Here is a 15,412-nt window from a genome sequence, read left to right on the forward strand (position 1 = left end):
CCGCCCGCCGCTTCGCGGGCTGCTTCCATTGTGAGCGCTAACAAAATCATCCGTCAAGTGCCGCCCGTCACATACCGTTGAGGCGTCAGGCCGGGGCTGCGGTGCTCCGTCGGATCACAAGTTCCGGCTCGACCACCGTGGTGGCGGTCTCGCCATTCGCCAGGGCAGCGAGCATCAGGTCCATGCAGCGCCGGCCCAGCTCCTCGAAGTCCTGGCGGACCGTGGTGAGCGGCGGGCTGAAGTAGCCGGACTCCGGTTGGTCGTCAAACCCCACTACGGAGACGTCCTCCGGCACCCGAACCCCGGCCTCGTTGAAGGCCCTGAGCAGGCCGAGGGACATCTGGTCGTTGCCGACGAAGATCGCAGTGGCGGACCGTTCGGCGGCAAGGCCCCGCCCGATTTCGTAGCCGCTGCCGGCGCTCCAGTCCCCTTCCACAAGGAGGTCGTCGGCGAGTCCGGCAGCCCGCAGGGCCGCGCTCCAGCCCTCGGCGCGCGCGGCGCCGTCGATCCAGTCCTGGGGGCCGGCAATATGGCCGATCCGGTCGTGGCCCTGCTCGATCAGGTGCCGGACGGCGAGCTCGGCGCCCCGTTTTTGGTCCACCATGGCGCCGCTGATGGACGCGCTTCCCGAGGCCCCGACCGCCACCACGGGAACGCCGGGCGTCTGTTCCTCCAGGGCGAGCAGGGTTTCCGCGTGCGGCACGATCACGACGATGCCGTCCACGGACTGGTCCAGGAAGTGCCGGATCGCGTCGAAGATCGCTTCGCGGCTCACGGTCCGGACCGCCGCGATGCTGACGAAGTAGCCGGCGTCGCGCGCGGCTTGTTCCACGCCCAGCAGGGTGTTGGCGGGGCCGTACTGCGAAAGTTCGCTGCCCAGCACGCCGATGGTCTGCGAGCGCCTGGTCACCAGGCTCCTGGCCGCAGTGTTCCGCCGGTAGCCGAGCTCGGCGATGGCAGCCTCGACCCGCTCGCGGGTGGTCTTGCTGACGTTGGGGTGGTTGTTAATCACCCGCGAGACGGTCTGGTGGGAAACTCCTGCGCGCTCCGCCACATCCTCGAGGCGGGGAAGTCGGGCATTGCTGTTGGCCATGGGGCTATTGTGCTCGATACCACGCGCCGAGGCGAACGCCCGCGGCCTCCCCCACCGCGGCCTTGATGCGACCGTGCAGCGCCCGGAGCCCCGCGCGGTCCGTGCGGACCTCCACGATGCTGCGGCCCTTCAGCGGCGACGTCAGCGCGGCGGCGAGGTCCGCCGTCGTGCCCGCCAGGTAATAGCCGACGCCGAATGCGGCGGCCAGCGCCCGGATGTCCGCGCTGTGCGGGGTGGCGAAGAGTCGTTCGACGGCGGTGCCGTAGCCGCCGCCCGCGTCCACCCCGCCATGCTCCAGCAGCCCGAAGATCGCTCCGCCGGAGTCGTTGAGGACCACGATCCGCAGGTCCGGCTCCGCCTCCCCGCTGCCGAGCAGCAGGCTGCCGGTGTCGTGGAGGAAGGTGACATCGCCCAGCAGGAGCGTGGTTTCCCGGCCCGAGCCGAGGGCGATCCCGGTGGCGGTGGCGATAGTGCCGTCGATCCCGGAGAGGCCGCGGTTGGCGTCCACCGTGGCCAGGGGCGCGGGCTGCGGCTGCCCGGCGAGATCAACGTCGCGGATGCCGTTGGAGGAACCCAGCACCAGCCGGCCCCGGGCGTGCTCCCACACGGTCGCAGCCACGGCGGGGCCGGTGGGCAACGCCTCGGCGGAGAGGACACCGTCCAGCGCGTGCTGGGCCGCGGCGCCGGCCAACAGCCAGGCGTCGAGCCATCCGGCGGCCCCGCGGCCGGCGAACTCACCGAGGCCCGCCAGGGTCTCGAAGGGTGTCTCACGGCGGCGGCCGTGTTCGTACCAAGCCACGGGGACGGGCTCATAGAGGGCCGTCTCTACTTCCGCCCGCGCCAGCAGGGCGGCCACCGGGCGGGACAGCGTGGGCCGGCCGAACACCACCACACGTTCGATCGGCAGCGCGGAATCGGCGGAAAAGTGCTCCAGGAGAAGCCGGTAGGGGCCAACCGCGTTGGGGCCGAAGCGGGCGTTGGACGACGGTTCGGCGAGCAACGGCAACCCGTAGGCGCGGGCGAATGCTTCGGCGACGGCTCCGGCGCCGTGACCGGCCAGCACCACGGTGCGCCGCTCGGGCAGCTCAGCGGGCGCGGCAAGCAGCTCCAGGACCTCCGGGCCGGCGTCGTAATGGAAAATACCGCGACCCTCGCGCCGGGGCAGGGCCTCCCCGGGCTCCGGGACAAGGGGTTCGCGGAAGGCGAGGTTCAGCTGCACCGGACCGGGCGGGGTCCCTTCGAGGGCGCCGCTGGCGGCGTGCAGCGCAGTGCGCACCGCCCGTTGCGGATTGTCACCGGCCGGAACGTCGACGGCGAAGCGGACGTGTTCGCCGAAAAGGTCCATCTGGAGGGTGGTCTGGTTCGTCCCGGTTCCATGGAGTTCGGCAGGCCGGTCCGCGGAGAGGACCACGAGCGGCACGGCGGCATGGTTGGCTTCCATGACCGCGGGCAGCAGGTTCCCGACGGCGGTCCCGGAGGTGGTGAGCACGGCCGCGGGCGTGCCGGTGGACAGGGCCAGGCCCAGGGCCGTGAACCCGGCCGAGCGTTCGTCGATCCGGACCAGCAGCGTGACCCGCCCCGCCGCTTCGGCCTCGGCCAGGGCGTAGGCCATGGGCGCCGAGCGCGAGCCCGGAGACACCACCACGTGCCGCACTCCGGCGTCGAGCAGGGTGGCGACGGCGATCCGTGCGGCGGCGAGCGAGGTCAGGGAGTCCTGGGAAGTCACGGTCCCAGTCTATTTGGCGCCTCTATTTGGCACGGAAACTGCAACGCGGGGTCACTTACGGCCCATGTCGGGGCGTCCGACGGGCCGTAAGTGGCCCCGCGTTGGGGAAAGTTAGCCCTGGCGGTAGACCTGGACCACGGACGGACGCGGGGCGCGAACCTGTCCGGCCTTCGGCGCGGCGCCGGCGGGCACGTAGTCGGGGAAGAAGGAGTGCGGCTCCGCGAAGCTTCCTTCCTCGCCGGGGTGCTGCACGGAGACGAAGACCGTGCGTTCCTCGTCATGGATGACGGGGCCGCAGGTTTCGGCGTCGCGCGGCACGGCAAGGAACTGCTCCACCTTGCCGCGTTCCGGGCCCTCGAGGGTGACCTTGAAGAGGCCGTCGTTGTAGCCGATGGTGGACGGGGCGCCGTCGGTGGAGATCCACAGGTTGCCCACGGAGTCGAAGGCCACGTTGTCCGGGCAGGAAATCGGGGACACCTTGTCCGCCGGGAATCCGGAGAAGTAGGCCGAGGCGTTCTTGGCGGGGTCGCCGGCCACCAGCAGCAGGGTCCAGTTGAACTTGGTGGACGCCTGGCCGCCGTTTTCGGTGATTTCCACGATGTGCCCGTCGCGGTTCTGGGTGCGCGGGTTGACCTCGGTGGCACCTTCCTTGCCCGGCTTGCCGCGGTCCGAGTTGTTGGTGCAGGCCACGTAGACCTTGCCGCTGTGCAGGCTCGGCTGGACGTCCTCGCAGCGGTCCATCTTGGTGGGGCCCACCTTGTCCGCGGCGAGGCGGGTGTACACGAGGACCTCGGCGACGGTCATGCCCGGTACCGCGGAGGCGCCGTCGACCACGAGCGGCAGCCACTCGCCGGAACCGTCGAACGCGCCGTCGGACGGCAGGACGCCGGCGCCGGTGATTTCGGCCAGCGGAGAATTTCCGGCGAACTTGGCCACGTAGAGGTTGCCTTCGGACAGCAGGGTCATGTTGTGGCGGCGGTCGGCGGCCGCCGTACCTGAACGGTACGTGTCCTTGGAAACGAACTTGTACAGGTAGTCGAAGCGCTCGTCATCGCCCATGTAGGCCACCACGTGCCCGGATTCGGCCACGATCACGTTGGCGCCCTCATGCTTGAAGCGGCCCATGGCGGAGTGCTTCTTCGGGGTGGAGGTGGGGTCGAAGGGATCCACTTCCACGATCCAGCCGAAGCGGTTGCTTTCGTTGGAGTAGCCGGCGTTGCGGGTGTCGAAGCGCGGCTCGTCGAGCTCCCACTGGCGGGCCGTGGGCTTGGCGGTGAGGCCGTAGCGCTTGTCACTTTCGCTGGTGCCCGCGGAGACGAAGTAGCCGTTGAAGTTCTCCTCGCCGGAGAGGATGGTGCCCCACGGGGTGGTGCCGCCCGAGCAGTTGCCCAGGGTGCCCTTGATCTTGCGTCCCGAAGGGTCGTCGATGGTCTTGACCAAGTCGGTGCCCGCGGCGGGCCCGGTCAGTTCGTAGACCGTGTCCGTGAGGTACCGGCGGTTCAGCGGAGCACCCTTGACGTAGTTCCAGGGCTTGTTCTTGTTCTTGCGCTCCAGCTCGACGACGCTCAGGCCGTGCCCGGCGCGGCCGATGGCGCGGGCTTCCGCGGCCGGCAGGGTGGCCGGGAACATGATGTTCTCGTTGGTGTACTCGTGGTTGGTGAACAGCAGGGCACGGCGATCCTTGGAGCCCGGGACCGGCAGGATGTCCGTGTAGTCGTTGTTGTAGCCGAACTGGCGGGCCTGGGCCGCGGCACTCTGGTTCTCCAGGTCGAAGTCCGGGGAGTCGTTGAACAGCGGGTCGCCCCAGCGGATCACCGGACGCCAGGTGAAGCCGTCGGGAACCGTGAAGGCGTCAACGGTGTAGTCCACCGGCTTGATCGGGGTGAAGCTCAGCTTCGAGTCCTTGAAGCCGGCCTTGGCAGCAGCGGAAAGACCGGCGTCGGCAGCGGCCGCTTCTGCCTGACCGGCAGTCGCGAGGTTTCCGCCGAAGACGACGGCGAGCGCACCGGCGGCGCCAAGGCCCAGGGCGGCCCGGCGGGACATGGCGGCGGAGGCTATGTCCCGGAAGTAGGAGTTGGAGCTGGTGTTGCAGACATCGCCGGAGCAGGCGTTGTCGCACTTGAGCGCACAGGTGACCGGGCTGCGCTTGCCCTTGGTGTGGCCGAGCATCGGCAGGAGCGGGAACGTACGGGCGGGCTTTTCAGACATGGGTGGCCTCCGGATAGTGACTGGGTCCCGGCCACCCTTTCAGCGCAAGGGGAATCTGAGAGGACGCTCTGGTTAAGTTCCGGTGAACTCAGCAGCTTCACCGGAATCGGCGAGCCGCGCTTCGGCGGCGGCCAGCACGCCGTGGACCCGGCGGAGCCGCTCCAGCCACCAGTCGCGCCGCTCCGCGGAAGCCGCATACCGCTCCAGCAGCCCGGCGTCGGCCGCGGCTTCGCGCACGGCGATGGCGCCGTCGTCGGGCACCAGCGGGTCCGCCGTGATGTCCGACGCGAACAGCCGGACTGTTCCCAGCCCGCAGGCGTACGGCAGTTCCGGCAGGGACGCGGCGAGCGCCAGGCCCGCGCGGATTCCCACCGAAGTGTCCAAGGCGGAGCTGACGACGGCAGGCAGCCCGGCCTGCGCCACGATCTCCAGCGCACGCCGGACTCCGCCCAGGGGCGCCACCTTCACGACGATCAGGTCCGCCGCGCCAGCCCGGGCGACCTTCAGGGGGTCGTCCTCCTTGCGCACGGATTCGTCGGCGGCAATCAGCACGGGTGTGCCATTTCCGGCGAGGCGCCGGCGGACCTCGGCGAGCCCGGCGATGTCCGGCACCGGCTGCTCCGCGTATTCAAGCCCGACGGCGGCAAGCCGGCCGAGTGCCTCCACCGCCTGCGGCACGTCCCAGCCACCGTTCGCGTCCACCCGCACCGCGGCGTCCGGCAGCGCTTCCCGGACGGCGGTGACGCGTGCGACATCGTCCGACAGTTCCTGGCCGCGTTCGGCGACCTTGACCTTGACCGCGTCCACCCGGCCGAATCGGGCGAGCACCTCGGGCACCCGGGCGGCGTCGACGGCGGGGACCGTGGCGTTGACGGGGATGCTGTGGCGGAGCGGTTTGGGGAAGCCGGTCCAGGCGGCCTCGACGGCGGCGGCGAGCCAGCGGGAGGCCTCGGCATCACCGTATTCGGGGAAGGGGCAGAACTCGCCCCAGCCGGCCGGCCCCTGCAGCAGCAGCGTTTCGCGCTCCATGATGCCGCGGAATTTCACCCGCATCGGCAGGCTCACTACGCGGGCGGTCGCGAGGAGTTCCTCGAGGTCGGGCAGCGGCGTGGTTGGTCCGGCGGCGGTGCTTTCAGGCATGCTGCCACTGTATCCGGGCCCCTCCCCGCGAGGGGGCGCGCGTTTGCCTCGGGAGGGTTATCCTCAGTGGACAAGCACATTTTGGGAGCTCACCATGACGCACCCCGGCAGCGGTTCCACCCCACCTCCAGGCTGGTACTCCGACCCTGCGGACCCGCGACGGTCCCGCTGGTGGGACGGCGTGGCTTGGACAAACCATTACTCCCCGCAGCCCGGAAGCATGCCCGGGAACGTGCGCCCAACGCCACCGGTTCAGGGTCCGCCCTCCCAAGGCGTGCCGCCCGCCCAAGGCGTGCCGCCCGTTCAGTGGCCGACGGCCCAAGCGTCCCCTTCGCCGTGGACCACCCAGGGGAACGTCCCTCCCCTCCTCGGCGCACCGGCCGAGCGGCCGAAGCTCGACAGCCGGACGCCGGTCCTCAACCCGTTCATCTGGGGCGTGGTGCTGCTGCCGCTGCTGTCGCTCATTTTCCTGCTGGCGTGGAACCCCGAACTGCGCTTCCGCACCCTGGGCTCCCGGCAGGTGCTGGACCCCACCTCGATGTTCACGCCCTGGTATTTCGCGATCGTCGTTTCGGGCTTCCTGCTGTACGGGGTTTCGGTGCTGCTGGCGTACCTCGATTGGCAGAAGCTCAGCCAGGACGGCGTAGTGCGCCCCTTCCACTGGGCCTGGTGCTTCCTCGGCCCTGCCGTCTACGTCATCGGCCGCTCCGTCATTGTGCACGGGGTCGCGGCCGGGCGTGGCCTCGCCCCGGTGTGGGCCCTGATCGGAACCTTCTTGCTGAGCACAGTGGTCACCTCAATCAAGGTCTCCGCCATCATGGTCCAGTTGATGTCTTCGCTCCGCAGCTAGCCGTTCCGGCCACGGGACAATGCCGTCCTTCCCTCACACGCGTTAGGTAGACTGCTGGAAAACGCAGTGTGAAGGAGTTGGGATGCAACGCAAGGCAACCGCGCTCGACGTCGCGAAGCGCGCGGGCGTCTCCCGCAGCGCCGTGTCCCTGGTGCTCAACGGCCGGGGCGACGGCAACGTGGCGAAGGAGAGCCAGGACCGGATCCGGCAGGCCGCCGCCGAGCTGAACTACTCCCCCAACCCCATCGCCCTGAGCCTGCGCAATCAACGGACACGAGTGATCGGCATCGTCTCGGACGAGGTGGTGACCAGCCCCTTCGATGGCAACATCATCGGCGGCGCCGACGACGTCGCCCGCAGCCGCGGCTTCGTCACCGTGGTGATGGACACCGAGCTTGACTCCTCCCGGGATGCCAGCGCCGTGGAGACGCTGCTGGACCGGCAGGTGGACGGGCTCATGTACGTCACCGTGGGCCTCAAGCCGCTCGACGTGCCCCAGGGCATGCTGCGGGTGCCGTCCATCCTGGCCAACTGCATCGACAACGCCCCCGTCCCGCGCCTGCACCACGTCATTCCGGACGAAGTGTCCGGCGGCCGCGAAGCCACCGAGCACCTGCTTGGCCTGGGGCACCGCGACATCGCATTCCTCGCCGGGGCGCAAAGCTCGCCGGCGGCGCCCTTGCGGGTCCAGGGTTTCCAATCGGCCTTTTCTGCAGCCGGGCTGCCTGTGCGCGGGGACCGGGCCTTCCTGGCCGGCTGGGATATCGATACCGGCTTCCACGGTGCCATGAAACTGCTCGACGGTGTGGCCCCCGCCGAACGCCCGACGGCGATCATGTGCGCGAACGACCGCCTCGCCGTCGGCGTCGTGCTGGCCGCCGCCAGGCTGGGGCTAAGCGTGCCGCGGGACCTGTCGATCATGGGCTACGACGACGAATTCCGGATCGCGAACACCATGGTCCCGGCACTGACCACCATGGCACTGCCCCTTCGCGAGATGGGTGCGGCGGCGATGACGAAGCTGCTGGACGCGGTGGAAGGGACCGTCGAGGAGGCAGCGGACCAGGACGCTGGCGACCCCCTGGAAACGATGGTCCCCTGCCGCCTGGTGATCCGGGAATCCACGGGCCCGGTCCCGCCCGGTTCCCCCAAGTAGCTCGCAGTTGTGGTCGTTTTGAGGGCTCAAAACGACCACAACTGCGAGTCAGTTGGGTGAGCGCCGAGGCTACGGTCCCGCCAGCTCCCAGACTTCAGCGCTTGCACCGGCGGGAAGTTCCAGCCGCCATTCCTCGTCCGGGGCCGGGTAGGCCCGGAGCGTCGTCGCCACGGCACCGCTGCGGTACACCTCCACGAGGGAGGCATCGATGAAGACCCGGAGTTCTTCGCCCGCGGCCAGCGGCTCCGCGAACACGGTCTGGGCATCACCAAGCACCAGGCGCACCTCGCCGCCGGCGGAGGGGGTCTCCGCAGTGACCCGGGCCTCCGCGAAGGCCGGAAGCTCCACACTTCCGACGGCGGCCTCGGCCAGCCGCGCATGACGGTAGCCGTCGATCTGCGGTGCCGGAGCTACCGCGAGCGACCCCGCGACGACGGACAGCACGCGCGGGTGCGTGAGCACGCCGGCCCAGCCCGCGGCGTCGATCTCCGCCTGGCTGCGGCCGCGCCGCCCGTCCCGGCCCGGTCCCTCGTTGGCCCAGCCCCAGAGCAGTGCCCGCGGGGTGCCGTCCGGGGCGTCGTCGAGCTGGGTGACCTGCGGGGCATAGAAGTCCCGGCCGTAGTCCGACTTGCCGGCGCTGTGCGGGGTGAACACGGGCAGGCCCGTTGCCGGGTCCGCAACCATGGTGCCGAGCAGATGGCCGACACCGAGGGCGTGTTCGTGGTCGTCGTCCTTCTGCCAAAGCGAGAACATCGCCAGCCAGGCGGTGCCGCCCTGACCATCGGCGATCCGCACCAGCTGCGGGCACTCCCAGATCTCGGCCCTGTTCACCTCGTGCCCGGCACCGGCCGGGTTGTCCGTGGTCAGCCAGATTCCCTGGTAATCCCAGGCGTCCATGCTGTCCACCCGGTAGAGCAGCAGCGCGGCACGGCCGTCGGCAAGCCCGGCGCCGCTGGATCGCGTAGCGCCGGCCCTCGAAGCGGAAGAGGAAGGGATCCCGCACGGCCGTGACCTGCGGGTCTTCCGGCATGGACACCGCCACATGGCCGTCCTGCGTCCACTGCACCAGGTCGGCCGAACCCCGGGCGATGACCACCTGGGACGCTCCTTCACCCGAACGGACGCCCGAGTACGCGGCGGTGGGCACGCCGTCGTCGTCCGTCACCACGCCGGTCCAGCAGCCGAAGTCGTCCGGCCCGCCGTCCTGGGGCCGCAGCGCCACCGGGTGCTCGTCCCAGTGCAGCAGGTCGGGGGAGCTGACGTGCCCCCAGCAGATCCGGTGGTGCCGGGCGGAGTCCGGGTTGTACTGGAAGAAGACGTGGTAGCGGCCGTTGATATAGCTGACGCCGTTGGGATCGTTGATCCAGCCCTGCGCCGGGCGGGGATGCAGGCGCGGAAACGCAGGGTCCCCAGGGCTGTCGGCGTGGCCGGCCGCGGTGACGGCTGCGGCCAGGTCCGGGTTGTTCATGAAGGGTTTCCTTTTCGGATGGGTTGTATTACTTGCCGGTACCGGCGGTGAGGCCGTCCCGGAGGGCGCGCTGGCCGAACATGAAGACCACCAGGGCCGGGATCATGGAGAGCACGACGCCGGCGAGCACCACGGAGATGCTTCCGGTGCCGAGGTTGCCCTGCAGTGAGACCAGGCCCAGCGGGAGCGTGAAGTTCTGCTCCGAGATGGTCATGATGAGCGGCCGGAAGAACTCGTTCCAGTGGAAGTTGAACGCCAGGATGCCCACGATCGACAGTCCCGGCATTGCCAGCGGCGCGTACACGGAACGGAAGGTCCGCCACGGGGAGGCGCCGTCGATCGCGGCGGCCTCGGCGAGGTCGGCCGGCAGCCCCAGGAAGTACTGGCGCATCAGGAAGGTGCCGAACGCCGTCGGGATCGCCGGCAGGATCAGGGCCAGCAGCGTGTCGGAGAGTCCCACGCCGCGGATCAGCATGAAGACCGGAACGATCGTGACCTGGGCGGGCACCATCATGGTGGCCAGCACCACCGAGAACAGGGCGCCGCGACCGCGGAACCTGAGGTTCGCGAAGGCGTAGCCGGCCAGTGCCGCCGTGATCATCTGCCCGACGGCGATCAGCCCGGTGACCAGGGCACTGTTGATGACGAGGGCGATGATGTTCAGCTGCTTGAAGACCTGTCCGTAGGAGACGAAGTCCGGGTTCAGCGGCAGGAACGACGGCGGCAGCTGGAACGACTCCGCGGGCGGACGCAGGGAGGTGGACAGGGTCCACAGCACGGGTCCGAGGACCAGTACCGCGGCGATGGAGAGGAGCACGATGCGGCCGGCGACGGACCAATCGCGCTTCCTGCGGTGGACAACCCGCTCAGCGGCGGTGCGCTTGATGGTGGTGGTCATGGCGGGCCTCACTGGTAGAAGACGAATCGTTTGCTGAGCCGGAACTGCGCGGCCGTGATGGCCATGATGATCAGTGTGAGGATCACGCCGATCGCCGAGGCCTGGCCGAATTCAAGCCGCTGGAACGCGGACTCGAAGATCACCATCACGGCCGTGCGGGTGGAGTCGCCGGGGCCGCCGCGGGTGAGCACGAAGGGCTGGTCGAAGACCTGGAGGGCGTTGATGATCGCCATCACGGAGGCCACCAGGGTGGTGGGGCTGAGCAACGGCAGGGTCACATGGACGTGCTTGCGCCAGCCCGTGGCGCCATCCAGCGACGCCGCCTCATAGGTTTCCACCGGGATCGAGGCCAGCCCGCCGATGAACAGCAGGAAGGAGAAGCCGAAGTTCTGCCACACGTACACCAGGATCACGACGGCGGCGGAACCGCCCGGCGTCGTCAGCCAGGGAACCGCGGGGATGCCCACGAGGGACAGCAGCCAGTTGACCACGCCGAACTGCTCGTTGAAGAGGTACCGCATGAAGATCGATACCGAGGCGGCGGAGAGGATCAGCGGGAAGAAGAAGGCGCTGCGGAAGAAGACCCGCAGCCAGGCCGGAAGCTTCTCCTGGACCATGATGGCCAGCCCGAGGGCAAGGCCCAGCTGCAGGGCCACGGCCACCACCACGAACAGGATGGTGTTCAGGAACGACACCCGGACCGTGGGGTCCTGGACGACTTCGGCGAAGTTCTCGAAGCCCACGAAGCTCGGCGCCGAGATGATGTCCCAGCGGAAGAAGGCCAGGGCCACCGAGGCGATGATGGGCAGGACGGTGAAGATGCCCATGCCCACGATGGTCGGTGCCAGGAAGATCCAGGGCAGCCAGGGCTGGCGTTCGCGGCCGGAGCGGCGTGCCTTGCCGGCTTGGCCGGCGCTGTTGCCGCGCAGGGCTTTGGTGCGCACGCGCGTGTCGCTTGCGGTGCTCATGGCTGCCTCCTCAAGGCAAATTCGAGGTCCCTCTGCAGCGAGTCGAGTGCCGACTTCAGCTGCCGCTCGTCACCGCTGACGGCCAGGGACACGTTCTTCATCAAGGCCGTCTCGACGGCGGCCTGCTGGGGTGGTGCGGGAATGGGACCGGTGCTGGGGAACCGGTCGAGGGTGTCGTAGAAGACCTTCCAGTGCCGCGGGCCCTTGCCCGCATACAGCTGCTCATTGACCATGGAGCGCCGGGCCGGGGTGGTGTTCGGCGTGGGGAAGACGATCTGCATGGCCTCCAGGCTGGAGCTGAACTTCACCCATTCCCAGGCGGCGTCCTTGTCCTTGGCGGTCTTCATGATCGCGTAGCCGGCGGTGCCGAACTGGTGCCGCTGGGTGCGCCACCTCGGGAAGAACTGGACATCGTAGTCGTCCTGCTTCATGCCGGCCTCGCTCAGGCCCTGGACCCAGTAGCCGCCGGCCGGCGTGGTGCCGATCCGGTTGGAGGCGAAGAGGCCCACCAGCGAGTTGCCGCCGCCTTCTTCGGGGCGCACACCCAGGCCGTCCTTGACCAGCCCTCGCAGGAAGTCGAAGGATTCGAAGACCTTCGGATCATTGGCGTTGGGCTCGAGCCACTGGTAGCCGCCCGAGCGCATGCCGCGGGTGGGGTCGTTGGCGTAGAAACTGTCCCACAGCCATCTGCCGCCGGTGGACTTGGTTTCCTTCAGGAAGCTGGTGTCGTTGGCGTAGAGCCACGGCACCACGCCGCCGAAGAGCCGGTTGGTCCAGTAGTACGGTGTGAAGTCCGAGGGCCGGGCCTTGCGCATCGCGGCCAGGGTGCTGCGGAAGTCCAGGTGGGTCCAGTCGTCCGCCGGCCGCTCCAGGCCTGCCTGCTGCAGGGCCTTGGTGTTGTAGTACATGTTGGCGGCGTTCCAGTCGATGGGGAGCTGGAACAGGCTGCCCTTGTACATGAAGGCTTCCACCAGGCTGGGGTGGACGTCCGCGAAGTACTCCTTCATGTGCCCTGCGTCCCGGCGCAGGTACTCGTCCAGCGGGTGGGCCAGCTTTTCGGCGAACAGCTGGGCACCTTCCGTGGCCACGTACACCACATCCGGCGGCGTTCCGGCGGCCACCATGGTGAGGATCTTGGTGAAGAAGTCCTTCCAGTCCACGGCCTGGATGGCCTGGACCTTCACCTTGATGTCCGGGTGGACCTTGGCAAATGCGTCGACCACCTTCTGGCGGGCAGCGGCGTCCGCGGCGGTACCCATGATGGCGATGCTGAGGCTGTTGTCGCCGCGGCCGGGGATGTCGGTACCGGTCAGCCGCGGCCACGACGCCACGGTTGCCCCGACAATTCCCACACCCAAGGCGCCAAGGGCGGTCCTGCGTGAGATTTCACGCAGCTTCCCATTGCTTCCTGGCATGTCTTTTTCCTTCCTAACACGTGTTAGGAACTGTAAATCCTCAACCTAACACGTGTCAAGAGTCACAAGCTAGTTGCCGCTTCCTCACCGGCACCCAGCTACCGCCCAGGGAATGCGCTGTGTCCTGCCGGGCGCGGTGTGGCACCCTGAAAGGGATGATTTTTCGAAGGGACAGCAGCCTCCGGCCCGCACAACGGGAAGCCGGCGGACAGCGGGAAGCCGGCGGACAGCGGGAAAGCGAGTGGCAGCGGGAAACCGGCCGCCCCGCAGGAACCGGCGGGCGCCCGGCCGCAAAAGGCAGCGGCCTGCCCTTCGCTTTGGCCACCCTGGCCTGTGTGGCCGGGCTTGTGGCCAGCTACTACTTCTTCGTCCAGACCACCACCGGCCAGTACATCGACGAATCGGCCCTCGTCGAGGCCGGCGAACTTCACGGCCCTGCCGGCAGGGCCACGACGCGTTTCCTGGACCTCCTGCCGGGCACCTCCCTGGCGATAGCCGCCGTCGTGGTCCTGTTCGTCACCCTGGCCCGGCGGCGCTGGAAGGCGGCGGGCATCGCGGTGGCGGCCTGCGCCGTCGCGAACCTGGCGACGCAGCTGCTCAAGGATTGGTTCCCGGACCGGCCGTTCACGGGCGTCCAGACATTGGAACTGAATTCGCTGCCCTCGGGGCACACCACGCTGGCTGCCTCGGCCGCCGCCGCGGTGTTCCTGGTGGCCTCCCCGCGCTGGCGGCCGCTGGCGGGCTTCCTGGGCGGCACCTTCGCCGTGGCGGCCGGGGTGTCCACGCTGGTCAACCAGTGGCACCGGCCTGCCGACGTCGTCGCGGCGTTCCTCGTGACCGGTGCCGTGATGCTGCCCGCCGGCTGGCTGGTGATGCGCACTGGCAACCGCTGGAACGTGTGGGGCGGGCACGGCGAGCACTGGGCGTCCTCCCGGCTCTGGCTGACGCTTTCCGTGCTGGCCGGGCTGCTTTCGGCGGGAGTCGCCGTCTACTCGCTGCTCAGGATCGCGCCCTTGGGGGTAGGTATTCCCGGGCTGGCCCAGGAAGAAAGCACCACCAACTATTTCTGGGCCGGCGTCTCACTGATCGTGATCACGGGGTACCTGGGGACGGTAGCCGCCACGTGGCTGTTCGGCCGGGCCGCACGCAAACGGTAGGCGGTCACACCGGGCCAGGCCGCGGGTCCTAGTAGTTCCGGCGATGCCTCAGTTTCGTAAGCGCGACGGTGAACACCGCCGCGGCGGCCAGGCCGAGCACCCCGCACGACCAGATCCCGGCGGCAAGGGAAACCGCCGCCGTCATCGCGGAGAGAAGCATCGGGCCGCCGGTGCTTCCGGCGTCGGCGATGAACCGCCACAGGCCCAGGAACTGGCCCCGGCCGCGCTCGGGCGAGAAGTCGGCGCCCAGCGTCATGACCAGCCCGGAGCTGATGCCGTTGCCGAACCCGATCAGCATGGCCGCCAGCCCCAGGCCGACGAATCCGCCGGACAAGGGGATGAGGAACAGTGAAATGCCCATGACCACGGTGGACGGCAGGGCTACCCAGAGCCGGCCCTTGCGGTCCATGAGCTTGCCGGCCGGGTAGAACACCAGCATGTCGATGGCACCGGAAACGCCGTAGATCAGCGAGGCGTGGGTGGCGTCCAGGCCCAGGTGGTCCGCCCACAACGGGATGACGACCTGCCGCGAGGCGCGCAGCGCAGCCAGCAGCAGCACGCCGGTGCCCACCGCGAACAGGACCTGGGCATGGGCGGACGCGACAGACCGGAGGGTCGGCTCCGGCCCCGTGGCAACGCCGGGTGTTCCGGCGCCCTTCGCCACCAGGTCAGGAATGGTGAGCGAGAGGCCCGCCGCGGCCGCCATCGCCACGGCCCCCACCCAGTAGGCGCCGGCGATGCCGAGGAACTGCATCGCCCCGGCACCCACGAAGGGGCCGATGAACACCCCGATCCGGGTGCTGCCGCCCAGGGTGGACAGCGCCCGCGCCCGGAATTCCACCGGCACGGCTTCAGTGAGGTACTTCTGCCGGGCCAGGTTGAAGACACTGGTGGCCATTCCGACGATCGTCATGGCCACGGCCAGCAGCCACAGGCCCTGGTGCAGTCGCGGGGCGAGTGCGGCCGCCGCGAGCGCCAGTGCACCGATCGCGCCCGCTCCGGTGATGGCCCAGCGCTCCCCGATACGGATGGTGATGAGCGAGGCCGGGATGTTGAACAGCCAGGACCCCACGCCGATGAGCGTGACCAGTAGGGCCGAAAGGGCCGCGGAGGCGCCCAGTTCCCGGGCGGACAGCACCACCACCGGAAGCACCGCGCCTTCACCGAGGCAGAACAGCACCGTGGGCCCGAAGGCGGGGAGGGCGATGCTGCGCAGGGAAAATGCCGGGGAAGTTCTGGTGGTGCTCATTCCCCTCATCCTAGGACGAACAGGTGACCACGCGGTTCCTGCCGAGCGCCTTGGCCTCGTAGAGCGCGGCGCCGGCCTCCGAGA

General features: G+C 69.2%; 12 protein-coding genes and 2 pseudogenes. 4 read left to right on the forward strand and 10 right to left on the reverse strand.

What is annotated here, in order from left to right; translation table 11 throughout:
* Nucleotides 1-85: 85 nt before the first annotated feature.
* The 4 genes from ACZ9CK_RS13905 to ACZ9CK_RS13920 all read right to left on the reverse strand — a co-directional run bounded on the left by ACZ9CK_RS13905 (nt 86) and on the right by ACZ9CK_RS13920 (nt 6,167).
* Nucleotides 86-1,093: a LacI family DNA-binding transcriptional regulator gene (locus tag ACZ9CK_RS13905; protein WP_426299418.1), complete on the reverse strand. Its 1,008-nt coding sequence runs from the start codon at nt 1,091-1,093 to the stop codon at nt 86-88.
* A gap of 4 nt (nt 1,094-1,097) precedes the next feature.
* Complete coding sequence (menD, locus tag ACZ9CK_RS13910) at nt 1,098-2,819, reverse strand: 2-succinyl-5-enolpyruvyl-6-hydroxy-3-cyclohexene-1-carboxylic-acid synthase (RefSeq protein ID WP_476050225.1); 1,722 nt, start codon at nt 2,817-2,819, stop codon at nt 1,098-1,100.
* Between the two features lie 111 nt (nt 2,820-2,930).
* A complete protein-coding gene (locus tag ACZ9CK_RS13915) occupies nt 2,931-5,027 on the reverse strand; it encodes a PhoX family protein (RefSeq protein ID WP_476050226.1) in 2,097 nt (698 codons plus the stop codon).
* Between the two features lie 72 nt (nt 5,028-5,099).
* Nucleotides 5,100-6,167, reverse strand: a complete 1,068-nt coding sequence (locus ACZ9CK_RS13920) for an o-succinylbenzoate synthase (RefSeq protein WP_476050227.1) — start codon at nt 6,165-6,167, stop codon at nt 5,100-5,102.
* Nucleotides 6,168-6,261: 94 nt separating this feature from the next.
* On the opposite strand from ACZ9CK_RS13920, the pseudogene ACZ9CK_RS13925 reads away from it, so the two are divergent.
* From ACZ9CK_RS13925 to ACZ9CK_RS13935, 3 genes and pseudogenes are all read left to right on the forward strand, one after another.
* Nucleotides 6,262-6,372 (forward strand): annotated as a pseudogene (locus ACZ9CK_RS13925) (DUF2510 domain-containing protein); the annotation flags it as partial.
* 69 nt (nt 6,373-6,441) lie between these two features.
* Nucleotides 6,442-7,017, forward strand: coding sequence for a DUF2510 domain-containing protein (locus ACZ9CK_RS13930; protein WP_476050937.1), 576 nt, complete (start codon nt 6,442-6,444; stop codon nt 7,015-7,017).
* 82 nt (nt 7,018-7,099) lie between these two features.
* Entirely contained in the window at nt 7,100-8,173 is a 1,074-nt protein-coding gene (locus tag ACZ9CK_RS13935) for a LacI family DNA-binding transcriptional regulator (RefSeq protein ID WP_476050228.1), read from the forward strand.
* Between the two features lie 69 nt (nt 8,174-8,242).
* Here the strand turns inward: ACZ9CK_RS13935 and ACZ9CK_RS13940 are convergent, their stop codons facing one another.
* The 5 genes and pseudogenes from ACZ9CK_RS13940 to ACZ9CK_RS13960 all read right to left on the reverse strand — a co-directional run bounded on the left by ACZ9CK_RS13940 (nt 8,243) and on the right by ACZ9CK_RS13960 (nt 12,922).
* Nucleotides 8,243-9,070, reverse strand: a complete 828-nt coding sequence (locus tag ACZ9CK_RS13940) for a GH32 C-terminal domain-containing protein (RefSeq protein ID WP_476050229.1) — start codon at nt 9,068-9,070, stop codon at nt 8,243-8,245.
* Nucleotides 9,071-9,194: 124 nt separating this feature from the next.
* Nucleotides 9,195-9,641 (reverse strand): annotated as a pseudogene (locus tag ACZ9CK_RS13945) (glycoside hydrolase family 32 protein); the annotation flags it as partial.
* A gap of 28 nt (nt 9,642-9,669) precedes the next feature.
* Nucleotides 9,670-10,539 carry a carbohydrate ABC transporter permease gene (locus ACZ9CK_RS13950; RefSeq protein ID WP_426299430.1) on the reverse strand — a complete coding sequence of 290 codons (870 nt, stop codon included), beginning with the start codon at nt 10,537-10,539 and terminating at the stop codon, nt 9,670-9,672.
* 8 nt (nt 10,540-10,547) lie between these two features.
* Complete coding sequence (locus tag ACZ9CK_RS13955) at nt 10,548-11,507, reverse strand: carbohydrate ABC transporter permease (protein ID WP_426299432.1); 960 nt, start codon at nt 11,505-11,507, stop codon at nt 10,548-10,550.
* Nucleotides 11,504-12,922: an ABC transporter substrate-binding protein gene (locus ACZ9CK_RS13960; protein ID WP_426299434.1), complete on the reverse strand. Its 1,419-nt coding sequence runs from the start codon at nt 12,920-12,922 to the stop codon at nt 11,504-11,506. Before ACZ9CK_RS13960 ends, ACZ9CK_RS13955 begins: the two co-directional genes overlap by 4 nt.
* Nucleotides 12,923-13,077: 155 nt before the next feature.
* Here ACZ9CK_RS13960 and ACZ9CK_RS13965 point away from each other — a divergent pair, with 155 nt between their 5' ends.
* Complete coding sequence (locus tag ACZ9CK_RS13965) at nt 13,078-14,079, forward strand: phosphatase PAP2 family protein (protein ID WP_426299436.1); 1,002 nt, start codon at nt 13,078-13,080, stop codon at nt 14,077-14,079.
* Nucleotides 14,080-14,107: 28 nt separating this feature from the next.
* On the opposite strand, the gene ACZ9CK_RS13970 is transcribed toward ACZ9CK_RS13965, so the two are convergent.
* Nucleotides 14,108-15,328 carry an MFS transporter gene (locus ACZ9CK_RS13970; protein ID WP_476050230.1) on the reverse strand — a complete coding sequence of 407 codons (1,221 nt, stop codon included), beginning with the start codon at nt 15,326-15,328 and terminating at the stop codon, nt 14,108-14,110.
* Nucleotides 15,329-15,412: the final 84 nt, after the last annotated feature.

Source organism: Arthrobacter sp. TE26545 (assembly GCF_056279005.1).